Raw genomic sequence first — 24,202 nt, 5'->3', positions numbered from 1 at the left:
CGAATTTGACGGCGAGTAACCACAATGAGGTCGCCTCCAGAACGGCAGCTTATCGCAAATCCTAGCCGAAGCCCGCCAGGCCGGTAACGGCCCTAAACCAGCCACGTTCGTCACGGGTTAATCGACCCTTCTTGTGGGACGACGAGACACCGCAGAGGGAATACTAGTCCTCCTCCTGGTCCTTAGGTTCGCCGGACCACAGGAGAGAATACGAAGGAAATGTGTGGCCAACTTATTGATTTCCTGTGGAAAACGATGACCCTCCGGCATGCAACATTGGTCGCCCAGTTTCGGTGTTTTCGACGGGGTTCAGTGTGATTTTCGGAGGTTGGAGGTTCGTCTCGTCGTTTGGCGAACCGTCGCTGTTGGCTTCCAAACTAGACCCTCGCGAGGATGTATGGACAGCAGGCTTGCCTCGTGTCCCTCGATTGAGATCACCCGCGAGTTTTTGCTCTCGAGTTCATCCAGATAATCGGCCCACCATCGCATCATTCTGACGCGCTCTTCCCAGTGCTCTGCCCGGGCGTAGGCGCGCCGAACGTCGTTGTTCTCAATGTGGGCCAGCTGCCGCTCTACGGCGTCCGGGTGCCACTTGCCGCATTCGTTTAGCAGAGTTGATGCCGTTGCTCGAAAACCGTGCGCGGTAGCTTCTTCCTTGCGGTAGCCCATACGGCGCAGGGCGGCGTTGAGCGTGTTGTCAGAAATCGGGCGCGAACCCGATCGAACACTAGGAAACAACAGCGATCCACCACCAGAGATTTCTCTAAGTGAGGTCAGGACGCTGACGGCCTGCGTGGAAAGAGGTACGCGGTGCGGCCGTCGCATCTTCATGCGTCCTTCAGGGATGCTCCACACCGAGCTTTCGAAATCGAACTCGTCCCATCCGGCCGCGCGCAGCTCGCCGGGGCGGGGAAATAGCAGGGCCATCAGCTTCAGAGCGGCTCGGGTTGTAGGCTGTCCGTCAAATGCATTAATCGCCCTCAGCAAGCCTCCCAAGGCCTTAGGATCGGTAACCGCGGCACGGGGCGTGACCGTCGGACCGACGAGTGCGCCCCTCAGGGCGATCGTCGGATCTACATCGGCGCGTGCGGTTGCGATTGCATATCGAAACACGCTGCCGATGGTGGAGCGCATTCGCCTGGCCGACTCGTATCGACCACGAACCTCCACGCTGCGGAGAGCGGCAAGAATTGTAGCCGGATCGATCTCCCGAACGCTTTTGTCCCCAAACGTTGGATAGGCAAAGTCGAGCAGCCATTTGACCTTGGTGATGGTCCGGTCGGCACGTCCCTCCTTCTTCAGCTTGTCGACATAGTCCTCCGCGATTGAGCGAAAGGTGTCCTCCGCCGAAGCCTTTTGCGACTTACGCTCCTGTGCGGGGTCGATGCCACGTAGGAGGAGACGTTTGGCGGTATCGCGCGCCTCGCGTGCCTCAGCGAGGGAGATGAGGGGATAGCTGCCCAACGCCAGAAGCTTCTGCTTGCCGCCAAAACGATAGGCGAGGCGCCATAGGCGAGATCCGGTAGGCTGCACCCAAAGCTGGAGCCCGCCACCGTCAGACAATTTCACGAGCTTGGAAGCGGGTCGGGCATTACGGCATTTTACGTCGGAAAGAGCCATTTTCGGGACCTCCATTTGGCTGCATCGATACCATCAGGATCTCCAATACCAGCGAAAATACCAGCCCCCCGCCTCGTTGGACCAACTGCGCCGAAATTCCACGAAACCCGACCACCCGCGCTTTGGGAACCGAAATCAGTAAGTATTTCAGCTAGTTGCCGAGACAGAAGCGTAGAGCCTTCGGCGAAAGAGACTGTCGGGAGAAGAGGGGATGGTGCCCAGGGGCGGAATCGAACCACCGACACGCGGATTTTCAGTCCGCTGCTCTACCAACTGAGCTACCTGGGCCTCTCACGGAAGGGGACCTTCCGGGTGTCGTGGGCGGTGGGCACCGCCCCGAAAGCGCGTGGGTTATAGCACGAGATTTCCGCCTGTCCAGCGCTTCGCGGCGAATTAAATGACAGTTTTCCAACGACGCTTGCGAGCTTCCCTGCAGGCGGGTCCGGCGTGCTGCGGCGCGGCCGGATCCAGGGCGGTCGACACCGGCAGCCGGTCGGGATGCAGGTGATGAATCGCCGGTTGCGGCGGACACGAAGAAGGAGATCGTTCGAAAAAGAGCAGTTCGCATTTGGATGACGGCATGCCCTGACGATGCGGGCTGGCGCCACAAAATGCCCGCGTCAGCCTTCCTTGCCGGGATCGGTGTTTTCTTCTTCCTCGGTCACGGGAATTGCGTAGGCTCCCGACAGCCAGCGATTGAGGTCGATATCCTTGCAGCGCTGCGAGCAGAAGGGATAGGTCTCGCGCGCCGAGGGCTTGCCGCATTCGGGGCAGGGGCGCTTCGCCCTCAGGGGGGTGACTTTGCCGCCGGTCATGGCTCAGTGCCTCGGCCCCGACAGCCAGTTGAAATGCACGGGGAAGCCTTCCCCGGTCAAAAGCCCGACCGTCTCGTAGAGCGGCAGGCCGACCACATTGGTGTAGGAGCCCACCAGCTTCACGACGAAGGCCCCGGCGAGCCCCTGGACGGCGTAGCCGCCGGCCTTGCCGCGCCACTCGCCGGAGGCGAGGTAGCTTTCCAGCTCCTGGCGCGACAGCCGCTTGAAGCGCACGCGGGTCTCCACCAGCCGCTGCCGGATCTTGCCGGCGGGGGTGACCAGGCACACGCCGGAATAGACGCGATGCGAACGTCCCGAAAGCAGTCGCAGGCAGTTCGACGCCTCGTCGACCATTTCGGCCTTGGGCAGGATGCGGCGGCCGACGGCCACCACCGTGTCGGCCGCAAGCACGAGCGCGTTCACGGCTTCCGGGTCGTCCTTCAGCGCGGCGGCGGCCTTCTCGGCCTTGGCGCGCGACAGACGCTTGGCGAGCGAGCGCGGATGCTCGGCCCGAAGCGGCGTCTCGTCGACATCGGCCGGAAAAAGCCGGTGCGGCTCTATGCCGGCCTGCTGCAGCAACTCGATCCGCCGGGGCGATCCTGAGGCGAGCACGAGCTTCGGGTAGATGCTCATCGGCGTCCCGTCGGGTTCCGGCGGCGCGGCGCTATTTGAAGCGGTAGGTGATGCGGCCCTTGCTCAGGTCATAGGGCGTCATTTCGACCAGGACCTTGTCGCCCGTGAGCACGCGGATGCGATTCTTGCGCATGCGGCCCGCCGTATGGGCGATGATCTCATGTTCGTTTTCAAGCTTCACCCGGAACATCGCATTGGGGAGCAGTTCCGTCACAATACCCGGAAACTCGAGGACTTCTTCCTTCGGCATTCGATACCTTTGGGTTGATTGGGCCTGGGGCAAGGCCCCGAAATTGCGCGGAACCTATATGATTATGGCGCGCTTGTGAACACGCTTGAACGTCGGTCGCACTGATAGAATCCTGCTGTCGTCCTGTCGATCGGTTTCAGCGTCGGATTCATCCCGAAACCGGAGCCGCTTTCGGCTCCGGTTTCCGCGTGTGCGGGGATGTCGTCAGCCGAATCGTGCCGCGATGCGCCGCTTCAGCCGCTCGCGAACGTCGCGATAGGCCGCCATGATATGGTCGCGCGTGCCGCTGACGATGGTGGGGTCCGGCATCGGCCAGTATTCCACGTCGACGGCCATAGAGCGGGTGAGCTCCAGCGCGGCATGATGCGCCTCGGGCGACAGGGTGACGATCAGGTCGAAATAGTGGTCTTCGAGATCGTCGACTGTGCGCGGCTGCCGCTCATGGAGCGACAGACCTTCCTCGGCCAGCACCATGTCGACGAACGGGTCGCGCTCGCCGGCGCGAATCCCGGCCGAGGCGACGAAGGTCGAGGCCGGCAGCGCGCGTCGCGCCAAGAGTTCGGCCATCGGCGAACGGACCGAATTCATGCCGCACATGAACAGGACCGAACTCGGTGTCGTCGTGGCCGGGCCGCTCACGTTGCCGGTCAGCCGCGCCAGTGCAGCACGCAGACCAGCGTGAACAGCCGGCGCGCGGTGTCGAAATCGATCTCGATCTTGCCGTCGAGCCGGTCCATCAGCGTCTGCGAGCCCTCGTTGTGGAGGCCCCTGCGGCCCATGTCGATCGCTTCGATCTGGCTCGGCGTGGAGGAGCGGATGGCAGCGTAATAGCTTTCGCAGATCAAATAGTAGTCCTTCACGATCCGCCGGAAGGGCGTGAGCGAGAGGATATGGGTCGCCACCGGATCGCCGCTTTCGCGCATGATCGCGAACACCAGGCGCGCATCGACCAGCGAGAGCTTGAGCTTGTAGGGACCGGGCCCGCCGTCGTTGACGGGCGCGAAGCTGTTCTCTTCGATCAGGTCGAAGATGGCGACCGCCCGCTCGTGCTCGACATCCGGGGTCGAGCGGCCGATCGATTCGTCGAGCTCGACGTCGATCAGCCTCTTCGTTCCGGTGGCGGGCCCGTGCATCGCGAAGGCCTACATGTTGAGGCGGATCGCGACGGATCGCCCGTGGGCGTCGAGGCCCTCGGCCTTGGCCAGCGCGATCGCGGCGGGAGCAAGTGCACGGAGTTGCTCGGGCCCGAGCTTCAGGATCGAGGTCCGCTTGACGAAGTCGAGCACCGACAGGCCCGACGAGAAGCGGGCGGATCGGGCCGTGGGCAGCACATGGTTGGAGCCGCCGACATAGTCGCCGATCACCTCGGGCGTGTGCCGGCCGACGAAGACCGCGCCGGCATTGCGGATATTCGCGAGGAACGCTTCCGCATCGTCGATGGCGAGCTCCAGATGTTCGGCCGCGATGCGGTCGACCAGAGGCGGCGCCTGGTCGAAGCTATCGACCAGGATGACGGCGCCGAAGTCGCGCCAGCTCGCTGCCGCCGTTTCCACGCGCGGCAACAGGTTCAACTGGCGCTCGACTGCCGACTCCACAGCGGCGCCGAAAGCCGCGTCGTCGGTGATCAGGATGGATTGGGCAGCCGTGTCGTGCTCGGCCTGGGCCAGCAGGTCGGCCGCGATCCATTCGGGATCGTTCGAGCCGTCCGCCACGACGAGCACCTCGGAGGGGCCAGCGATCATATCGATGCCGACGGTGCCGAACACCTGCCGCTTTGCCGCCGCGACATAGGCGTTGCCGGGACCGACGATCTTGGCGACCGGCCGGATCGTCTGCGTGCCATAGGCAAGGGCGGCGACCGCCTGGGCGCCGCCGACGCGATAGATCTCCGCGATGCCGGCGAGGTCGGCCGCGACCAGCACCAAAGGATTGATCCGGCCGTTGGGCGCCGGCACCACCATGACGATGCGCCCGACGCCGGCTACACGCGCCGGCACGGCATTCATGAGGACGGAACTCGGATAGCTCGCCGTTCCGCCCGGCACATAGAGGCCGACGGATTCGATCGCGGTCCAGCGCGAGCCGAGCTCGACGCCGATCGAGTCGACGTAACGATCGTCGGCCGGACGCTGGCGGGCGTGATGCGCCTCGATGCGGTCGCGGGCGAGTTTCAGGGCTTCGACCGTCGCGGGATCGGCATGGCCGTAGGCCGCCTCGACCTCGGCGCGCGTGACGGTGATGCCTGTTGCGGCGAGGTCGGCCTTGTCGAAACGCAGCGAATAATCGAGCAGCGCCGCGTCGCCTTCGGCGCGGACACGCGCGACGATCTCGCGCACCGTCTCGTCGACATCGACCGAAACCTCGCGCTTGGTGGCGAGGAATGCGGCAAAGCGGTTTTCGAAATCCGGCTCGGAAATTCTGATCGTGATCGCCATCTCTTGCCGTCAGGTCTTGTGGGCGGGACGGGATGATGCCTCCCAGGCGCCGCCGATATCGGTGAGCCGAGCCTCGATGCATTCGACATCGAGACGGATGGCGCCGCCGCCGGAAAAGACCAGCTCGACGACGCCGGCTGGTGCCTCGGCCGGGTCGAAGCGGACGGCCAGCAGCGACAGCACTTCGTCCGGCTTGTCGCGGGCGATGCCTGATGTGCGCACCGCCAACACGCGGTCGAAATGCAGAATGCAGCGCCGCCGCTCGTTGTGATGGCTGAACAGGCCGCCGCTCTCTTCCCAGGCGAAGCGGTTCATGGCGACGACGAAACGTTTCCGGTGCGCCAGGAATTCGAGGTCGGCCACCTTCATCACCGCGTCCTGCGCATGGGCGGACACGATCTTCAGATCCTCTTCGTCGAGGGCGATGAGCTTCAGCGCGTCCATCGGGCTTCCGTCGGGAGTTTCCTGTACGGCCCTCTGTTAGGCGGTCTCGGCGGACGGTGCAACAAGGTTGCGGGGCTGCAACCGGCCGGCGTTATCCCGAAATCCGCTCGATCGTCGCGCCGCAGCCGGAAAGCTTCTGTTCGAGACGCTCGAAGCCGCGGTCGAGATGGTAGACGCGGTTGACGATGGTCTCGCCCTCCGCGGCCAGCCCCGCGATGACCAGGGACACCGAGGCGCGCAGGTCTGTCGCCATGACGGGCGCGCCCTTGAGCCTGGTCACACCGTCGACGATCGCCGTCTGGCCCGCCAGCGTGATGTGGGCGCCGAGCCGGGCGAGTTCCTGCACATGCATGAAGCGGTTCTCGAAGATCGTCTCGGTGATGCGCGACTTGCCCCTGGCCATGGTCATCAGGCCCATGAACTGCGCCTGCAGGTCGGTCGGGAAGCCGGGAAAGGGGGCAGTGGTCACGTCCACCGGCGTGATGCCGGCGCCGTTGCGCTTGATGCGAACGCCGGAATTGACCGGAATGACGTCGGCGCCGGTCTGGCCGATCACGTCGAAGGCGCTCTGCAAGAGGTCGGCCCGCGCGCCTTCCAGGATCACGTCGCCGCCGGCCATGGCGACGGCCATGGCATAGGTGCCGGTCTCGATGCGATCGGGGATGACGGTGACGCGCGCGCCATGCAGGCTGTCGACGCCGTCGATGGTGATGGTCTCGGTGCCGGCGCCCAAAATCCTGGCGCCCATCGCGTTCAGGCATTCGGCGAGATTGACGATCTCCGGCTCGCGGGCGGCATTCTCCAGCACCGTCTCGCCCTGGGCGAGCGAAGCCGCCATCATCAGCACATGGGTGGCGCCGACCGAGACCTTCGGGAAACGATAGCGGTTGCCCCTGAGGCGCCTGGCCTTGGCGAGCACATAGCCGTTCTCGACGTCGATCTCCGCGCCCAGCGCCTGGAGGCCGTCGATGAAAAGGTCGACCGGGCGCGTGCCGATGGCGCAGCCTCCCGGCAGCGACACGCGGGCCTGGCCCATGCGCGCCAGGAGCGGGCCGACCACCCAGAAGCTCGCCCGCATCTTGGAAACGAGTTCATAGGGCGCGGTGGTGTCGACGATGTCGCGCGCCGTGAAATGAATGGTTCGGGCGTAGGCCGTGTTCTGCTCGACGCGCCGGCCGTTGACGGAATAGTCGACGCCGTGATTGCCGAGGATGCGGATCAACTGCTCCACATCGGCGAGGTGCGGCACATTGTCCAGCGTCAGCGTCTCCTCGGTGAGGAGGGAGGCGATCATCAGCGGCAGGGCGGCATTCTTGGCGCCCGAGATCGGAATGCTGCCGGTCAAGGCGTTGCCGCCGACAATCCTGATTCGGTCCATGGGTCCCCATCTCTCCCGGCTCGATAGCCGGCATTCAATCGGTTGAGTATAGGCGGCCCCTCTAAAGCATAGTGGGGCGCGGTTCAAGAAACTGCTTTGCGTCAGGCTTTCGCGGGTGTCGTGCCGCCGGCCTTCGTGTCTTCGGCCTTGTTGCCCGGATCTATTCCCTCCGGCCGCGAATCCGCCTCTCCGATGCGTCGCGAACGGGTCTGCGCCTTTCGTTTCTGAAGATTGGCCCGCAATTGCTCGGCCAGGCGCGCCTTGCGGTCGAGGCTCTTCTTGTCCTTGGCGGAATCGGCGTCTGGCATCGGTCGAGAATGGCAGGCAATGGTAAACGGTCTTGCAAGCCCGGGAAGAAGAGCCCGCGATTGTGGCCCTGGCATGGCCGCTCACGATCTGTGGAAACTCCGCGCACACATAACTTGCGCTTCCCGGAACGATGTGGCAGAAGGCGCCGCATTCGTCGGCTGCGGTAGCTCAGTGGTAGAGCACTCCCTTGGTAAGGGAGAGGTCGAGAGTTCAATCCTCTCTCGCAGCACCATCTCCCCGTATTTCTATAAGGGTCTCACGCGCGAATAGGTATTGCCGCCCCCAGATTCCAATGGTGTGGCATATATTTGGCACAAGGCGTTCATAGAAAGTTCTAGAAGGGCGCTTCCGCCCCGTGCAGCTTTCAATCTTGCGTTTCGGCGGGTGACGTGCCTTCTAACCATATATGGAAGCGCGCAAGGAAGAACGCATACGATTCTTGCGATACGTGGAGCGTGCCATCCGCGTGGGGGAGTTCTGGCGCCGCAACTCCAGTGGTGCCGAGGCAGCGATCCGCCGGCTCAAGAGACGGGCGGCAGTGACTGCGGCAGTAGTTCGGTACAGGACGAAATTGACGCCCGCATTGTGGCAGAACGCGCAGGAGCACAAATTCGCGGTTTTGTGGAAGCGCGACCCGGAGCGAGCGAAATTGTTCGACTGGCAACGACTCGGTTAGCAGAAAATAGGCGCGGCGACCTCATCGGATCGACGAAACAGCACATGAGCGGACCACGATCACATGCGAGCGCTGAAATAGCTGATCTAGAAGCAATAGCGGCCACATTGACGGAGAGCGGAGCCTATCGCGTCCTCCGAAGAATTGAGCCGCCCTCGCTGCGCGACCGGCCGCTGCATGAAGGTGAACGAACTGCAATACTAGTCGATACAGAAACGACCGGTCTTGAGGTTACTTCAGACGAGGTAGTCGAGATCGCAATGCTAGCTGTTTCCTACAACGAATTCGGAGAACTTGGCGAACCGTTAAGAACCTTTGAGGGGATGCAGGAGCCTTCAATACCTCTGCCTGAAACAGTGACCCGGATAACCGGCCTCACCAGTGAAGCTTTAGCTGGAGCCCGGATTGACGCGAACGCATTGACTAGTTTTGTCGAGAGAGCCGATCTAATCATCGCGCATAATGCCGCTTTCGATCGCCCAATGTGCGAGAAATTGAACCCCTCCTTTGCTAGGAAGCCCTGGGCCTGTTCTGCAACTGAGTTGCCTTGGTCGCAACTTGGTCACGAAAGCAGTAAACTGAAATACCTTCTACTTGAGAATGGTTACTTTTATCCGCCGCATCGGGCGCTTAACGATTGTTATGCGTTGCTTCAGCTACTCTCTTGCCACTTGGGACAAGAGGGCTCCGCTTTTAGGAAGCTCGTTGAGACAGCGAGGCTTCCGACCTTTCGCGTAGCCGTTCGAGCGCCGTTTGAACTCCGACGTGTCATGCGGCGGCGCGGGTATCGCTGGCAACCAGCAAATGATCCCTTGCTAGGAAGATGGGTGCGCTCGGTGGACCAAAAGACGATTGATGACGAACGCTCGTATCTGAGAGGCGAACTAGGCCTAACCCCCTCGGACATTACCGTGGAACGACTGACCGCATTTGGAAGGTTTAAAGGGTCTCAAAATTTTGCTTGATCAATAATGCGGAACGCCAACCAACCAGTAGTGGAAAGCACCATCAGAATCAGCGCAATCTGAAAGATTGCTGAGTAGGCGAGTGGAAAAAATCGTCTGACGGGCTTAATCAACGGGAACACGAACCGTTCAAAGCGATTTTGGGGTGTGATTTTCTCGAACGACCACAGGCGATAGTCAGAACTTGTATGGTTGACGCCGGCCTTGGCAACCAGCTCTTCGTAGTTAGACGCGATCTCAGCTATTCGAACAAGGTTTGGATTTGGTGAGGCAAGCTGGCGCTCCAATTCCCTCACCATTGGACTGATGTGCAGCGCGTTCTGAAGAAATTTCTCAGCGTGCACAGATCGTCCTGCTGCATACTCAAACAAGGAGATGACCAAAAGGGATATCGATGCAACAACAGACACTATGCTTAGTGCCTTGTTGTCGCTATGACTAAACGCATCCGGGTATAGCGCCGTCGCAAACGACCATCCTGTCAAATATATCGACAAAAAAGAAATCGTTATGATGGCATGCAGTTCTTTCCGCTTCTCGGTTTCAGCTGCAGTAAAGCGAACACCTCGCGTTTTAAGCATAATCTTCGTAAGGTGTTCAAAATAAGCTCTTTCTTGTTCAGTCATAGCCGTAGCCCATGCCAATAGCATCAACTCCACCTAGGCCATGTTGAGCCCAGCTCTTCCGGGCCCCGCGCCACGCGAGAAAAAAGCTGGGCAAGCGCGTCTCTGTGGCGATAGCCGGAAATTTATACCAAGTGCCGTCGAGCAACTGAGAATTGGTCAGCGCAGCAATTTTCTTGCCGAGGTGTTTACTAATCATACGAGTGCTTTTCTAAAGTTGGGGCGTCCCGCCCTTAGACGTTCTTCGCCCGTATGTGGCGGGCATCAGCGGCCCGTCGCCGCCGATCCGCGCAACTTTCTCCAGCCTATCGGCTCAGTTTCTGCTCACTTGCTCCCGATTTTGCCCTCGATTTCCTGATTTTGGACGCAGCCTTCCCCTCAGGCCGTGCCGGCCTTGACGAGAACGAGCGCCCGTTTGGCATTTATCGCGCAGGCGACAAGCTGCAGATGGCAGTGGTTGCGCGCCAGGCCGAGATAGCGAACCCGGGCCATGCCGTACCAGTTCTTCATCGTCGCGTTGGTCCGCTCGATGCCGGCCCGCACGCTGGCGGCGACCTTGTTCATCCACTTCTGCCAATTCGGCTGCTGCTTGCCCCGCTTGGCCTTGTAGGCAATCCGGTCCTTGATGCCTCGATCCGCCAGTTCGTCGCGCAGCGCCTGACTGTCATAGGCCTTGTCGGCGTAATAGGCCTCTTCGTCACCTTGAATGAGCACAGCGCCCATCTGGCTGTCATGCAGATCGGCCGAGCTCATCTCCGCCTGGCGTATCAGCCCGCTCTCCGCGTCGCCGGCGAGATGGGCCTTGTAGCCGAAATAGGTCTTGCCGTGCTTGTGCGTGAAGCCTGCATCCGGATCGCGCGCCGACACCTGGCCCTTCTCGTAGTCGGGCCTGGCCACCGCCGCCGAGATGATGGTGGCGTCAACCAGCGTGCCGCGCCTTACCAGAAGACCGCGCCCTTCCAACTGCCGGTTCAATTCGGCAAGCAGCTTATCTTGAAGCGCCAGTTCGACCAGCCTCTGGCGGAAGCGCCAGATCGACATGTGGTCCGGTGTCTTTTGATCGAGCGGAAACCCACAGAAGCGGCGGAACGACAGCCGGTCGGCCACCGCTTCTTCCGCCGCCGGATCGGACAGGCCGTACCATTGCTGCAAGAGCGCAATCTTGAACATTGCTATCGGCGGGTAGCCGGGCGCCCCCAGAGCATCGTTATGGATTTCCCGGAACAGCACCTCGAAAGCCGACCAATCGATCAACTTCTGCACTTCTTCCAGAAACTTGTTACCCCTGCTCACGTCACGCACCAATGCATCGGCGAGTGAAGGTTGCGCCAAGTTACGACGAGACATAGCCGAATCAATCCTAACTTTTCTCTATTGAATCATAGAGTTGGGACTTTTGAAAAGCGCTCCATACGACGGCGTTCGCGCAAAGCACGGTGTAGGATGTTCGCGAGCCACCCATCAAGAGATCTCACTTGGTCGCTTTGGTCGGCAAGGCAAAAATATGAAACCGCGCCAGAAAAATTGGTGACGTTGCGAGCGCCCGCCAAGTAGGCGTCGATAACTGCCTGGCTAAGCCCGCCGTAGATGAATCTCCGCAGTTCGTTGACACAGGTCACTAGGTCCCAATCATAGAACCCACGTCCGACTCGGTTGGCGGCAATACTCTTTGCGCGCCTCGGGTGAAGAAGGAGATGGTTAAAAATTATCCGCGCACAGCGTCTCTTTATAGCCCGGAGTGACTTGGCGCTGATCCTAAGGCCGCGAGGTGTAAACTCATAGCTCAGGAAATCGAAATGGTTGATACTTGCCATTTCCGATGGTGACTCAGAAAATAGACGTATTCCGCTTGATTTCGCCCGATTTATCTGAATGCCGCTCACTTTAGAGTACTTGAAGAAGACCTCGGCACAGCGAACGGCATCTTCATAGCTGTAGTTGACCACAACGCAATCGTCAGCAAAGCGTGCAAATGACCCGTTAAGGCTGCTAAGCTCTAGGTCCAGTGGGTGAGCTGCGATATTCGCGACAAACAGCGAAACACTATTACCTTGGGGCGTGCCTACATTCCTGGCTGAAAGGGTTCCATTTTCCTGGTACTGATGCCGCACTACAGATCCTAGAACTTGCCGTTCCATGATCGTCGTCAAAAATGGACCGCCAATCGTTAGAATTTCGTCAATGAACGAGTGATCAATGCTGTCGAAAAATTTGCTAAAGTCGTACTGGCTTATGAAAACTTTCTCACGTCGAAGCAACGATCGTAGTTTAATTACCGCATCAAGTGGGGTTTTCCCCTCCTGATATGCAAAGCTGCTGTCGGAGAAGAGCTTCGCGTTACGCTTGCGTAGGTTTGAAAAGAAAATCGCCGCAACTGCCGCATCTGGTACGCTGAAAACGTCTATCGAGCGGGTGCCGCCAGTTGGCTTTGCGTGTTTTACCCTGAGCGCGGGATTGGGTTCGTAAGTGCCATTTTGCAGACTGGTCCAGACTCCCTTCGCTAGGAATTTGGCGTGGTTGATACAGTAGCGCGGGTCAAAGTGCTTATGGAAACTCCATGACGAAGGCAGCGCGTGAAGTGCCGTTTTTCCTTTGACGCCCGTCCGTTTTTGGAACGATTTCCTATATTTGTGAAGGTAGTACTGCTTTTGCGAATAACGCCGTAAGCGCTTTTTCGCCTCTGCAACGATTGTCTTTTCTATTAAGCCCTGCATCCCCCACCCCTCCGGGGTCGCCAGCGAGCAGCCGTAGTCAGAGGCCGTTGCGAAGGTGGATGCCGGTTGGCACCTGCATCCTGCAAGGTGAAACTGCTACCCGCTGGCTAGTGCTTCTCGCACATAATCCTAGGTTGTCTTCAGGGAACGCGGCGGTCAAGAGCCCGATGAGCCTGAATGCAAACTGCGGGAATTGGTCCACAAAAAAGCATAGCAATGTTGCCAGGCGCGAAGTCGAGGCGAGAGGCGTTCCTGCTGTGCGTAATGCTCGCTTCGCTGGCGGCTCAATATTGAGCGTGAGCAGCAAGTTGCTGAAACTATGCTGCTCCAGCCTGCCCCTCCCTGCGGCCGGCTCTGCGTCGCCATAAGCATGCAAGACAATGCCCGTCGGACATGCGCGACGTTGCCGGTTCTCAGCGAGAACCGTCCTTTGGTGGCACAGATGTGCCGTAAGGGCACATATCGGAGAGGTTGTGCTGCGAACCAGCAACCGCCCCATGGCCCACAACCGTCGGCTTTCTGCCACAAAATCGCCTTCATGAGAGCCATCTGCGCCGGAAAGCAATCTGGCATGGACGATGCATAGGGCTGGATGCCGGCTACCGCCGGTCCTGGTGAAAGCCGGGAGAGTGGGGGCTCGTCGGGGAGGGGGCTGGGGTTTCCTACCTCGGCGAGCTTATCTTCCCACGCAACGCGTCGAAGACATGGAGCTTCGCGCGCCGAACAGCTTCCTCCAGCGCTTGGCCCTGAGCGAGATGCGCCGCGACCGAGCTGGCGAGCATGCAGCCCGTCCCGCGCATCGAGGCTTCCAGGCGCGGCGCGGCGAAGCGGAGCGGCGGCTCGCCCGGCCGCAACAGCAGGTCCGTAGACCTTTCACCCCCCGCGTGCCCACCCTTGATGAGCAGCGCCGGCACGCCGGCGTCGAACAGCAGTTGGGTCTGTCGCAGAAGCTCGGTTTCATCGGTCGCCTGCCGCGACCCCGTGAGCAAGGCGAGTTCCGGAAGGTTGGGCGTGACCAGACGGCAGAGCGGCATCAGCCTTTGCCGTAAGTGGCCAGCCGCATCCGGCGCGAGCAGAGCGCGGCCGGAGGTCGAGACCAGGACCGGATCGAGGACGACGGGCAGGCCGGGATGTTCTTCGAGCACATCGGCGACGATGCCAACCGTCTCCCCCGCGCCGAGCATGCCGATCTTGACCGCGGCGACCGGATTGGCGGCCAGCGCGGCCCGCATCTGGGCCGCGACGAGAGCGGGCGCGACCAGTTCCACGGCCTCGACGGCATCGTGAGTCTGGACCGTCACCGCAGTGATCGCGAGACAGGAGCGCAGCCCGAAGGCCGCGATCGTCTCGATGTCGCGGGCGATGCCGGCGCCGCCGCTGGAATCGGAGCCGGCGACGACGAGCACATGCGGCGTCATCGCCATGGCGCAGTGGCTTCGATCCAGGCCCGCGTGCGGGCCTCGGGGTCGGGATTGCGCGTGATGTCTGTAACGACGGCCGCGCTGTCGGCGCCTTGCGAGAACACGCCGGCGAGACGCTCGACGCTGAGGCCGCCGATCGCGACGAGCGGCACCGGCCCGACACGCGCTTTCCATTCGCCGATGCGGTCGAGCCCTTGCGGCGCCCATTTCATTGCCTTGAGCACGGTGGGATAGACGGGCCCCAGCGCGACATAGTCGGGCTCGGCGGCGAGAGCCGTGTCCAGTTCGGCATGGTCGTGCGTGCTGAGGCCGAGCTTCAGTCCGGCTCGGCCGATCGCCCCGACATCGGCCTCGGCGAGATCTTCCTGCCCGAGATGCACGAAATCGCAGCCTTCCTCGATCGCCAGCCGCCAGTAGTCGTTGACGATGAGCCGGCAGTTGTGGCGGGCGCAGGTCTCGCGTGCGGCGCGGATCTCGCGGCGCAGCGTCGGCTCGTCGCGATCCTTGATACGCAACTGCACGAGCCTGACGCCCAGCGGCACCAGCCGTTCGATCCAGACGGCGCTGTCGACGATGAGATAAAACGGGTCGAGCTTCATGAGAACACCGCCTTGCCGATGACGGGCGTCGAGGGGACTGCCACGTCGCGTGGCGCGAGAACGCCCGCCAGCCATGCCTCGTGGCCGGCCTCGATCGCCTTGGCGAAAGCGACCGCCATGGCGGCGGGGTCGCCGGCCTTGGCGACGGCCGTGTTCAGCAGCACGGCGTCGTAACCGAGCTCCATGACGGCGGCCGCATGCGAGGGCCGGCCGATGCCGGCGTCGACGATCAGCGGCACGTCGGGAAAGTGGCCGCGCAGGCTGCGCAAAGCGTCGACGTTCAGAGGCCCCCGCGCGGAGCCGATCGGCGCGCACCAGGGCATCAGCACCTTGCAGCCGGCTTCGAGCAGGCGTTCGGCCACTACGAGGTCGTCGGTGGTGTAGGGAAACACCACAAAGCCTTCGTCGGAGAGGATGCGCGCCGCCTCGACGAGGCCGAAGACGTCGGGCTGCAGTGTGTCGTGGTTGCCGATCACTTCGAGCTTGATCCAGTCGGTGGCGAAGACCTCCCGCGCCATTTTTGCCGTCGTCACCGCCTCCTTGACCGAATGGCAGCCGGCGGTGTTGGGCAGGACGCGGACGCCGAGCGAGCGGATCAGCGACCAGAACTGCTCGCCGCTCCTGCCGCCCGCCGCTTCCCGTCGCAGCGACACCGTGACGATCTCGGTGCGCGAACCCTTCACCGCTTCCGCCAGTATTGCGGGTGAGGGATAGAGGGCGGTGCCGAGCAGCAGGCGTGACGCGAGTTCGGTGCCGTAGAGACAAAGCATGGTCAGCCTCCCTTCATCGGCGACAGGATTTCGATGCGGTCGCCCTCCGCGATGGGGCAGGCCGCGCGCCGCGCGGCCGGCACCACCTCGCCGTTGAGGGCGGTCGCCAGCCAGTTGCCCTGATAGTCGAGCTCGGCGAGCACGGCGGCCAGCGTCGAGGCCGTGACGTCACGGCTCTCGCCGTTAATGGTGAGCTTCATGGACAGGCTCCTTGTTGCTGTCATGGTCGAGCATGAGGTCGGCCGCCTGACGCGCCATCGCCGGGGCGAGCAGGAAGCCGTGGCGGTAGAGGCCGTTGATGGCGATGTGGTTTCCCTTCCGCTCGACGCGGGGAAGATTGTCGGGAAAGGCCGGGCGCAAACCGACGCCGGCCTCGACGATTTCGGCCTCGGCGAAGGCCGGATGCAACGTGTAGGCGGCGTTGAGCAACTCCATCGCCGAGCGTGCGGTGACCGGCCCCGTGGCGTCGCTTTCGATCATGGTGGCGCCGACCATGAAGAGTCCGCCGGCACGAGGCACGACATAGACGGGAAAGCGCGGATGGAGGAGCCGCACCGGACGCGACAGCGAGACGTCGCGCGTTCGCAACAGAAGCATCTCGCCGCGCACGCTGCGCAGGGCGGGATTCGTCGCCTCCATGCCGGTGCAGTCGGCGACGAAGTCGGGCACACCGGGCATACGCACGGCGCCATAACCGAATGCAAAGTGCACGCCGGCCGCGGCGAGCTTCTCCGCGAGGGTGCGGAGCGCCCGGCGCGGGTCGAGATGGGCCTCTTGCGCGAAGAAGAGGCCGCGCCCGAACCGTCCGGCCAGATCCGGCTCGAGTGCCGCGACGCTGTCCCCGTCGAGGAGGCGGTGGCCCGTCGTTCGCGCCGCGAAGCGGTCGAGCTCGGCCGCGTCGCGAGACGGCGCGAGCACGAGCGTGCCTTGGCGCTCGACATGGCCGGGAAGGGCGGCGCCCCACCAGTCGGCCGCGAGCCGTCCAAGCGTCAGCACCGTTTCTTCCGCGCTTTCGCGCTCGCACCAGGGCGCAAGCATGCCGCCGGCCTGCCAGGAGGCGTTGCCGGCGATGCGCTCACGCCGCTCGACCACAGCCACCTCGGCGCCGCGCCCGACCAGTTCGAAGGCAAGCGTCAGGCCGGCGACACCCGCGCCCTTGACGGTTACCTTCATGGCACGCGCTCGGTCGCCGGCAAGTAGAGGTCGCCGCCGGCGCGGTATTTCTCGGCCATGGCCGCCATGCCTTCCGAGCGCACCTCGGCGCGGATGTCGTGCGAGATCCGCATCGAGCAGAATTTCGGCCCGCACATCGAGCAGAAATGCGCCAGCTTGTGCGCTTCCTTGGGCAGCGTCTCGTCGTGGAAGGCGCGCGCCGTATCGGGGTCGAGCGACAGGTTGAACTGGTCCTCCCAGCGGAATTCGAAGCGCGCCCGCGACAGCGCGTCGTCGCGGATCTTCGCCGCCGGGTGGCCCTTGGCGAGATCGGCCGCGTGGGCGGCGATCTTGTAGGTGATGACCCCGGTCTTGACGTCGTTGCGGTCGGGCAGGCCGAGATGCTCCTTGGGCGTGACGTAGCAGAGCATGGCGGTGCCGAACCAGCCGATCATGGCGGCGCCGATGCCGCTGGTGATGTGGTCGTAACCCGGCGCAATGTCGGTGGTGAGCGGCCCGAGCGTATAGAACGGCGCCTCGCCGCAGAGGGCGAGCTGCTTGTCCATATTCTGCTTGATCTTGTGCATCGGCACATGGCCGGGGCCTTCGATCATGACCTGGCAGTCTTTCGCCCAGGCGATGCGGGTAAGCTCGCCCAGCGTCTCCAGCTCGGCGAACTGGGCGGCGTCGTTGGCGTCGGCGATCGAGCCCGGGCGCAGGCCGTCGCCCAGCGAGAAGGCGACGTCATAGGCGCGGCAGATGTCGCAGATCTCCTCGAAATGCTCGTAGAGGAAGCTCTCCTTATGGTGGTGCAGGCACCATTTGGCCATGATCGAGCCGCCGCGGCTGACGATGCCGGTGACGCGGTCGGCGGTCAGCGGCACATAGGGCAGCCGCACGCCGGCATGGATGGTGAAATAGTCGACGCCCTGCTCGGCCTGTTCGATCAGCGTGTCGCGGAACACCTCCCAGGTCAGCGCCTCGGCGACGCCGCCGACCTTTTCCAGCGCTTGGTAGATCGGCACGGTGCCGATCGGCGCGGGCGCATTGCGCAGGATCCAGTCGCGGATGTTGTGGATGTTGCGGCCGGTCGACAGGTCCATCACCGTGTCGGCGCCCCAGCGGATCGCCCAGACCATCTTGTCCACCTCCTCGGCCATCGAGGAGGTGACGGCAGAGTTGCCGATATTGGCGTTGATCTTCACCAGGAAATTGCGGCCGATGATCATCGGCTCGCTTTCGGGGTGATTGATGTTGGCCGGAAGGATCGCCCTGCCGCGGGCGATCTCGTCGCGCACGAATTCCGGCGTGACGAAATCGGGGATCGCCGCACCGAAGCTCTCGCCGTCGCGCGCCGCCTTGTCGCGCAGCCGCTCGCGGCCGAGATTCTCGCGGATCGCCACGAACTCCATCTCCGGCGTGACGATGCCGGCGCGCGCATAGGCGAGCTGCGTGACGGCCCGGCCACCCGTCGCCCTCAGTGGCCGGTTTCGGACGGGAAACTCCGGCGTCAGCCGCTCGGCCGAAACGAAGCCATTGTCCTCGGGCTTGACGATGCGGCCGTCGTAACGCTCGACGTCGCGGCGTGCCACGATCCAGTCCTCGCGCAATCGCGGAAGGCCACGTTCGATTTCGGTTCGCGCGCTGGAATCCGTATAGGGACCGGACGAATCATAGACGATGACCGGCGGCTCGCCGGCGCTCGGATGCAGCGCGATCTCGCGCATCGGAACGCGCAGGTCCGGATGAAGCGTGCCTTCTCTGTGGATCTTGCGCGAGGCGGGCAGTTCGCCCGTTGTGACGGTTGGGGCAGTCATGGCGAGCCTCCTTTGCTCGATTGCAACGGAGACCCAGTTCGTGCCGAAAGGAGGAAGTGACGCTTCGCCCGAGGGGAATCGGGGCTTTGCCCTGATGCCGAGGTCGAATGAGAGCCGACCCGCGAAGCCTCGCACCGTCCCTACGCCAGTATGAACTGGATCAGGTTCAACGGGTCACTGCGCTGCCCGGACTCAAAGTCTCGGAGCGTCCTTTGCGCGTCCAAAGGAAGCGCGGCGCTCCAGGGCCAGCAGTATCTCAGCCCCTTGTCGGGACCCCCCTGGTGAGCTTTCAGCATGGAGGATGAATGTCGTCGCTGTCAACAGGGGCGAAATGGGTGCGCGGCCCGCGTAGCGATGCCTGGCAAGGGGGCCAGGCGGGATCGAAGGGCAAGCGCAACGAGGGCTGTCCCCTCACATCAGGCGGCGGCCGGCACCTTCGGGCCGACCGCTTGAAGAAAGCTGCCAGATCGCGACGAAATCGGCCGCGTCGACCTTCGGTCACGAAACGGCCGATGTTTCGCGGCCCTGTGACAGAATCGTCGATCGCCTGTAAGTCGAAGGCCGTTGGGCCGCGGAGCCGCTGAGGATGAGCATGACCAGGAAGACCAGAGTTGCTGTGCTGTTTGGTGGGCGGTCCGCCGAACATGAGGTGTCGTTGCTGTCGGCGGCCAATGTGGTGAAGGCCATCGACAAGGCGCGGTTCGAGATCGTGCCGATCGGCATCGGCCGTGACGGGCGCTGGCGGCTGGTCGAACTGGATGGCGACGCGCTGCCGTCAGAGGTGCCGGCAGAAGGCGCCGACATGGCTTTGCTCCCCGGCGGTAAGGGCCGAATGGTCGCCGTCGCGGCGGGCGGGGACGCGGTCGCTCTCCCGCCGGTCGATGTCGTTTTCCCCGTGCTCCACGGCCCCTTCGGCGAGGACGGGTCCGTGCAAGGCTATGCCGAGGTCGCCGACGTCGCCTATGTCGGCTGCGGGGTGCTTGCCTCGGCCGCGGCCATGGACAAGGACGTGGCGAAACGGCTGTTGCGGGAGGCGGGGGTGGCGGTCGCGCGGGCGATCACGCTGCGGCGCGGCGAAGCCGTGCCCTTCGACGCTGTCGCTGCGGAACTCGGCGCCCCCTTCTTCGTCAAGCCGGCCCGCCAGGGATCGTCGGTCGGCGTCGGCAAGGTGCGCGACGCCGGAAGCTTCGAGGCCGCGTTGAAGGAGGCGTTCCGCCACGACGACAAGGTTCTGGTGGAGGAATTCGTCGAGGCGCGCGAGATCGAATGCGCGGTGCTCGAGGGGGCCGACGGCAGCCTGACAGTTTCCAGGCCGGGCGAGATCATCACGGCCGCAAAGCACGGCTTCTATAGCTACGAAGCCAAATATGTCGATGCGGACGGCGCCATCGTGCGCGCACCCGCAGATGTCCCGGCCGAAGTCGGCGAAGCCGCGCGGACGATGGCCGCACGCGGTTTCCGGGCGCTTGGCTGCGAGGCCATGGCGCGGGTCGATTTCTTCCTCCGGCCGGATATGAGCCTCGTCCTCAACGAGATCAACACGATCCCCGGCTTCACCAATATCAGCATGTACGCCAAAGCCCTGGCGGCCGATGGCATGCCCTACGGCGCGCTGATCGAAGCGCTCATCGAGCATGCGCTGAAGAGGCACGCTGCTCGCGGTTGAGCGGGCGAGCTTGCTGGATGCCCTTCTGCGCTCCAGAGGGTGCGCAGACGTCTAACTAAGGAAACGTAACCGCTTCGCTTGCGTCGCCCCTCACTGTCCTGCCGGACGACCGGCCGGGTCCCCGCTGCTTCGCAGCGTTCCGGCGTTCGCTGGCCTTTCATCGTGCCACTGGCACGATGAATTCGCTCCGCGAACCGGTTGCTCACCCCCGCGAGCGGGGAGAGAGTCGATAGGGTCTACGCTTTCGCCCATCGCCGAGGATTCTGATTGGCGAAATCCGAGCGGCCGGCCTCTCTCTCCCCGCTCGCGGGGAGAGATGTCCGGCAGGACAGTGAGGGGCAGCCCAGGGGCGGTAGCACCGCACCGCCTTCGCCAGATTTTTATCGAAGCGATTCGGTTAGTTCTGGACGCCGCCTAACTAAGCCGCCTCGTCGAGCGGCGGCCGCTTGTCGAATGCTGAAAGCAGCGCCGCCCTGCGCTTCTCGAAGCGCTCGACGGCGGCGTGCTTGACGTGGCCGTAGCCGCGGATCTCTTCCGGCAACCGAGCGAGTTCCGTCGCTGCTGCGAGGTTGTCCGACGTCAGACGCGCCGAGAGTTCATCGACAAGGGCGAAATAGTCGACGATCAGGCGCCGTTCCCTACGGCGTTCGGCCGTCCGGCCGAACGGATCGAAGGCGGTGCCGCGCAGGCCCTTCAGGCGGGCGAGCAGCCAGAAGGCCGGCTCGATCCAGCGTCCGAAGGCCATCTTGGCGGGCCGCCCGGTACGTCCATCGATGCGGGCGAAGAGCGGCGGCGCCAGATTGTAGCTGATGCGATAGTCGCCCTCGAACTGCTCCGCCAACTGCCGGCGGATGGCCGGATCGCGGTGCAGCCGCGCCACCTCATATTCGTCCTTGTAGGCCATCAGCTTGAAGGCGGACTTCGCCACCGCCGTGGCGAAGTCCTCCTTGCCCGGTACGGCCTTCCTCTCGGCCTGCGTCGCCTTCTCGACCAGCGCGCGGTAGCGCCGGGCATAGGCGGCGTCCTGATAGGCGGTGAGGAATTCGACACGCCGCGCCACGATCTCGTCGAGGGTCCGGGCGGCCGGCGCGGCCTCCGTGATATCGCCCGCCTGCCGGCGAACGGCTTCAGCGTCGACCGCGAAGCGGCGGCCCCAGGCGAAGGCGCCGCGGTTCATGGCGACGCCGGCGCCGTTCAGGTCGATCGCCTTCTCGATTGCTGCCCGGCCGATGGGGATCAGCCCCTTCTGCCAGGCATGGCCGAGCAGGAACATGTTGGCGGCGATGGCGTCGCCGAACAGCGCTGTCGCGAGTTTCGTTGCCGGCAAGGTCTCGATCGCATCGTCGCTGCCCGCCTTGCGCAACCGGCGCAGGACCGCGCCTTCGCGGAAGTCGATCGTGGTGTCTTTCACGAAAGCGGCAGTCGGTGCCAGCCGGTCGTCGACTACTGCCCTTGTCCGTCCCTTGGCGAAGGCGGCAATGGACGACTGCGATGCCGCGACGACGAGGTCGAAGCCGAGCACGAGATCGGCTTCGCCTGGTCCGATGCGCACGGCGTTGATTTTGTCCGGATCCGCGGCAAGCCGGATATGGGACACGACCGCGCCGTTCTTCTGCGCCAACCCGGTCTGGTCGAGGGTGACAAGCGACAGGCCGTCGAGATGCGCGGCCTGCGAAAGGATCGCGCTCACCGTGATGACGCCGGTGCCGCCGATGCCGGTGAGCAGCATGCTGTAGGGCCGCTCGCCGATCGCGGGAAGCGTCGGCTCGGCCAGCCCCTGGTCGCCGTCGCTGCCGGCCTTGGCGCGCGGCTTGCGCAGGCGGCCGCCCTCGACGGTCAGGAAGCTCGGGCAGAAGCCCTTCATGCAGGAAAGATCGGTGTTGCAGCTCGACTGGTTGATCATGCGCTTGCGGCCGAACTCGGTCTCGCACGGCTCGATCGAGATGCAGTTCGACACGGCCGAACAGTCGCCGCAGCCCTCGCAGACCAGCTCGTTGATGAAGGCGCGTTTGGGCGAGACCGGATAGGTGCCGCGCTTGCGCCGGCGGCGTTTTTCGGCGGCGCACACCTGGTCGTAGATAAGGACCGTCACGCCCTGCGACTCACGCAGCTCCTTCTGCACGCGGTCGAGCTCGTCTCGATGATGGATCTCGACCGAGCGCGGCAGATCGCCGGCGAGAAGTTCGGGCCGTTCGGAGACGACGACGACCTGTCTCGCGCCTTCGGCCAGCACCTGGTCGACGATCGCCGGGACGGACAGCTCGCCGTCATGCCGCTGGCCGCCGGTCATGGCGACGGCGTCGTTGAACAGGATCTTGTAGGTGGCGTTGACCTTGGCGGCGATCGCGGCGCGGATCGCGAGCAGCCCGGAATGGAAATAGGTGCCGTCGCCCATATTGACGAAGATGTGCTTCTCGTCGGTGAAGGGTGACAGGCCGATCCAGGAGCCGCCTTCGCCGCCCATCTGGGTGAAGGTCGAGGTCTCCCGTTCCATGCCCACCACCATCATGTGGCACCCTATGCCCGTCGAGGCGCGGCTGCCCGAGGGCACGACGGTCGAGATGCTGTGCGGGCAGCCCGAGCAGAAATAGGGCTCGCGGCTCGGCATGCCGGGCTCGGCCGGAGCCGGGTCGCCGATCCCGGCGAGGTGCCGTGCCCGGCCGGCCAATTCAGCGTCCCGTTCGCCCAGCCACGAGAGAATGGCGCGGGCGACCGAAAGCGCACCGATCTCTCCGATCGAGGGCAGCAGCGGCGCTCCTTGGCGGTCCGTCTTGCCGAACACCTGGGGCCGGCGGTCGGACGGCAGGTTGAAGAGCTGCGATTTGATCTGGTCCTCGATGACCGGGCGCTTCTCCTCGACCACAAGGATCTGCTCCAGGCCGTCGGCGAAGGCGCGCAGCCCTTCCGGCTCGAGCGGCCACACCATGCCGACCTTGTAGAGGCGGATGCCGAGTGCTGCCGCCCCGCCTTCGTCGATGCCGAGCAGGGACAGGGCGCCAATAAGGTCGAGCCAGGATTTGCCTGTGGCGACGATGCCGAGCCGCGACGAGGGCGAGGCCCAGACCTGACGGTCGATTTGATTGGCGCGGGCGAAGGCGAGGACCGCCTGCAGCTTGGCTTCCAGCCGCCGCTCCATGGCGAGGTTGCCGTCAGGCCATCGCATGGACAGGCCGTCGGCCGGCAGCGGCAGATCCGGCGTCACGATCCGGAGCCGTTCGGGATCGAGGTCGACGGTCGCCGAGCATTCGACGATCTCGGTCTGGCATTTGAAGCCGACCCAGGCGCCGGAATAGCGGCTGAGCGCCCAGCCGAGCAGGCCATGGTCGATATATTCCCCGACGCCCGCCGGCGACAGCAGCGGCACCATGGCCGAGATCAGATTGTGCTCGCTCTGATGCGGCAGAGTGGAGGAGACGGCGCCATGGTCGTCGCCGACCAGGAGCAGCACGCCGCCATGCCTGTCTGTGCCGACTGCGTTGGCGTGGCGGATGACGTCCATCGTGCGGTCGACGCCGGGCCCCTTGCCGTACCACATGGAAAAGACGCCGTCATAACGCGCCCCGGGGAACAGCCCGGTCTGCTGCGTGCCCCACACGGCGGTCGCCGCCATGTCCTCGTTGAGGCCCGGCTGGAAGACGATGTGGTTCGCCGCGAGATATCTGCGGGCGCTGGCCATCTCGCGGTCGAAACCGGCGAGCGGCGAGCCGCGGTAACCGGAGACGTAGCCTGCCGTGTTGAGACCCGCGGCGAGATCGCGCTGCCGCTGCACCATGGGCAGGCGCACCAGAGCCTGCGTGCCCGATACAAGGATGCGACCGCGTTCGAGCGTGTAGCGCTCGTCGAGCGCCGACGGCATATCGACGGGCCGAGCCGTGCCGGTTCGTTCGGTGGATGTGGCTGCGGTCATGCCGGAGT

General features: G+C 63.7%; 22 protein-coding genes, 2 tRNA genes and 1 riboswitch. Of the genes, 3 read left to right on the top strand and 21 right to left on the bottom strand.

Features of this window, described 5'->3' with window-relative positions; translation table 11 throughout:
• Positions 1-309: 309 nt before the first annotated feature.
• From JN280_RS33130 to JN280_RS33080, 11 genes are all read right to left on the bottom strand, one after another.
• On the bottom strand, positions 310-1,620 hold the full coding sequence (locus JN280_RS33130) for a tyrosine-type recombinase/integrase (RefSeq protein ID WP_096458592.1): 1,311 nt from the start codon (positions 1,618-1,620) through the stop codon (positions 310-312).
• 212 nt (positions 1,621-1,832) lie between these two features.
• Positions 1,833-1,908: transfer RNA gene (locus JN280_RS33125), tRNA-Phe, on the bottom strand.
• Between the two features lie 332 nt (positions 1,909-2,240).
• Positions 2,241-2,435, bottom strand: coding sequence for a DNA gyrase inhibitor YacG (yacG, locus tag JN280_RS33120; RefSeq protein ID WP_202308550.1), 195 nt, complete (start codon positions 2,433-2,435; stop codon positions 2,241-2,243).
• Positions 2,436-2,438: 3 nt separating this feature from the next.
• Positions 2,439-3,068 (bottom strand): Maf-like protein, encoded by a 630-nt coding sequence (locus tag JN280_RS33115; RefSeq protein ID WP_202308548.1) that lies wholly within the window; start codon positions 3,066-3,068, stop codon positions 2,439-2,441.
• A 31-nt stretch (positions 3,069-3,099) separates the two neighbouring features.
• Positions 3,100-3,318: a translation initiation factor IF-1 gene (gene infA, locus JN280_RS33110; RefSeq protein ID WP_149761977.1), complete on the bottom strand. Its 219-nt coding sequence runs from the start codon at positions 3,316-3,318 to the stop codon at positions 3,100-3,102.
• A gap of 204 nt (positions 3,319-3,522) precedes the next feature.
• Positions 3,523-3,915, bottom strand: coding sequence for an arsenate-mycothiol transferase ArsC (locus JN280_RS33105; RefSeq protein ID WP_202315203.1), 393 nt, complete (start codon positions 3,913-3,915; stop codon positions 3,523-3,525).
• 50 nt (positions 3,916-3,965) lie between these two features.
• Positions 3,966-4,451, bottom strand: coding sequence for a UPF0262 family protein (locus JN280_RS33100; RefSeq protein ID WP_202308546.1), 486 nt, complete (start codon positions 4,449-4,451; stop codon positions 3,966-3,968).
• Between the two features lie 9 nt (positions 4,452-4,460).
• Positions 4,461-5,753 carry a histidinol dehydrogenase gene (hisD, locus tag JN280_RS33095; protein ID WP_202308544.1) on the bottom strand — a complete coding sequence of 431 codons (1,293 nt, stop codon included), beginning with the start codon at positions 5,751-5,753 and terminating at the stop codon, positions 4,461-4,463.
• 9 nt (positions 5,754-5,762) lie between these two features.
• On the bottom strand, positions 5,763-6,197 hold the full coding sequence (locus JN280_RS33090; RefSeq protein ID WP_202308542.1) for a DUF2948 family protein: 435 nt from the start codon (positions 6,195-6,197) through the stop codon (positions 5,763-5,765).
• A gap of 91 nt (positions 6,198-6,288) precedes the next feature.
• The gene (murA, locus tag JN280_RS33085; protein WP_202308540.1) at positions 6,289-7,575 is read right to left on the bottom strand and encodes a UDP-N-acetylglucosamine 1-carboxyvinyltransferase; all 1,287 of its coding nucleotides are present in this window, start codon (positions 7,573-7,575) and stop codon (positions 6,289-6,291) included.
• Between the two features lie 101 nt (positions 7,576-7,676).
• Complete coding sequence (locus JN280_RS33080) at positions 7,677-7,883, bottom strand: hypothetical protein (RefSeq protein ID WP_202308538.1); 207 nt, start codon at positions 7,881-7,883, stop codon at positions 7,677-7,679.
• A 158-nt stretch (positions 7,884-8,041) separates the two neighbouring features.
• On the opposite strand from JN280_RS33080, the gene JN280_RS33075 reads away from it, so the two are divergent.
• Together JN280_RS33075 and JN280_RS33070 are read left to right on the top strand one after the other, a co-directional pair.
• Positions 8,042-8,116 (top strand) — tRNA-Thr (locus JN280_RS33075).
• Between the two features lie 488 nt (positions 8,117-8,604).
• Positions 8,605-9,525, top strand: a complete 921-nt coding sequence (locus JN280_RS33070; RefSeq protein WP_202308536.1) for a 3'-5' exonuclease — start codon at positions 8,605-8,607, stop codon at positions 9,523-9,525.
• Here the strand turns inward: JN280_RS33070 and JN280_RS33065 are convergent.
• The 9 genes from JN280_RS33065 to thiC form a co-directional block, all read right to left on the bottom strand.
• A complete protein-coding gene (locus JN280_RS33065) occupies positions 9,510-10,151 on the bottom strand; it encodes an SLATT domain-containing protein (protein ID WP_202308533.1) in 642 nt (213 codons plus the stop codon). The genes JN280_RS33070 and JN280_RS33065 overlap by 16 nt on opposite strands.
• Positions 10,152-10,526: 375 nt before the next feature.
• Positions 10,527-11,441: an IS5 family transposase gene (locus JN280_RS33060; protein WP_202304624.1), complete on the bottom strand. Its 915-nt coding sequence runs from the start codon at positions 11,439-11,441 to the stop codon at positions 10,527-10,529.
• An 86-nt stretch (positions 11,442-11,527) separates the two neighbouring features.
• Positions 11,528-12,862, bottom strand: coding sequence for a reverse transcriptase domain-containing protein (locus JN280_RS33055; RefSeq protein ID WP_202308531.1), 1,335 nt, complete (start codon positions 12,860-12,862; stop codon positions 11,528-11,530).
• A gap of 662 nt (positions 12,863-13,524) precedes the next feature.
• Positions 13,525-14,286 (bottom strand): bifunctional hydroxymethylpyrimidine kinase/phosphomethylpyrimidine kinase, encoded by a 762-nt coding sequence (gene thiD / locus JN280_RS33050; protein WP_202308529.1) that lies wholly within the window; start codon positions 14,284-14,286, stop codon positions 13,525-13,527.
• Positions 14,277-14,882, bottom strand: coding sequence for a thiamine phosphate synthase (locus JN280_RS33045; protein WP_202308527.1), 606 nt, complete (start codon positions 14,880-14,882; stop codon positions 14,277-14,279). The genes thiD and JN280_RS33045 overlap by 10 nt, the downstream gene beginning before the upstream one ends.
• Positions 14,879-15,652, bottom strand: a complete 774-nt coding sequence (locus tag JN280_RS33040) for a thiazole synthase (protein WP_202308525.1) — start codon at positions 15,650-15,652, stop codon at positions 14,879-14,881. The genes JN280_RS33045 and JN280_RS33040 overlap by 4 nt, the downstream gene beginning before the upstream one ends.
• A 2-nt stretch (positions 15,653-15,654) precedes the next feature.
• Positions 15,655-15,852 carry a sulfur carrier protein ThiS gene (gene thiS / locus JN280_RS33035; RefSeq protein ID WP_202308523.1) on the bottom strand — a complete coding sequence of 66 codons (198 nt, stop codon included), beginning with the start codon at positions 15,850-15,852 and terminating at the stop codon, positions 15,655-15,657.
• Positions 15,836-16,825 carry a glycine oxidase ThiO gene (thiO, locus tag JN280_RS33030; protein ID WP_202308521.1) on the bottom strand — a complete coding sequence of 330 codons (990 nt, stop codon included), beginning with the start codon at positions 16,823-16,825 and terminating at the stop codon, positions 15,836-15,838. The genes thiS and thiO overlap by 17 nt, the downstream gene beginning before the upstream one ends.
• Positions 16,822-18,621, bottom strand: a complete 1,800-nt coding sequence (gene thiC, locus JN280_RS33025) for a phosphomethylpyrimidine synthase ThiC (protein WP_202308519.1) — start codon at positions 18,619-18,621, stop codon at positions 16,822-16,824. The genes thiO and thiC overlap by 4 nt, the downstream gene beginning before the upstream one ends.
• A 119-nt stretch (positions 18,622-18,740) precedes the next feature.
• Positions 18,741-18,911, bottom strand: a riboswitch (TPP riboswitch).
• Between the two features lie 302 nt (positions 18,912-19,213).
• On the opposite strand from thiC, the gene JN280_RS33020 reads away from it, so the two are divergent.
• The gene (locus tag JN280_RS33020; RefSeq protein WP_202308517.1) at positions 19,214-20,287 is read left to right on the top strand and encodes a D-alanine--D-alanine ligase family protein; all 1,074 of its coding nucleotides are present in this window, start codon (positions 19,214-19,216) and stop codon (positions 20,285-20,287) included.
• A gap of 418 nt (positions 20,288-20,705) precedes the next feature.
• Here the strand turns inward: JN280_RS33020 and JN280_RS33015 are convergent, their stop codons facing one another.
• Positions 20,706-24,194, bottom strand: a complete 3,489-nt coding sequence (locus tag JN280_RS33015; protein ID WP_202308514.1) for an indolepyruvate ferredoxin oxidoreductase family protein — start codon at positions 24,192-24,194, stop codon at positions 20,706-20,708.
• Positions 24,195-24,202 lie beyond the last annotated feature (8 nt).

Source organism: Mesorhizobium sp. L-8-10 (genome assembly GCF_016756635.1).
Classification (GTDB): domain Bacteria; phylum Pseudomonadota; class Alphaproteobacteria; order Rhizobiales; family Rhizobiaceae.
Note: the sequence above shows the minus strand (reverse complement) of the source record. Positions and strands in the feature narration are given on the sequence as shown.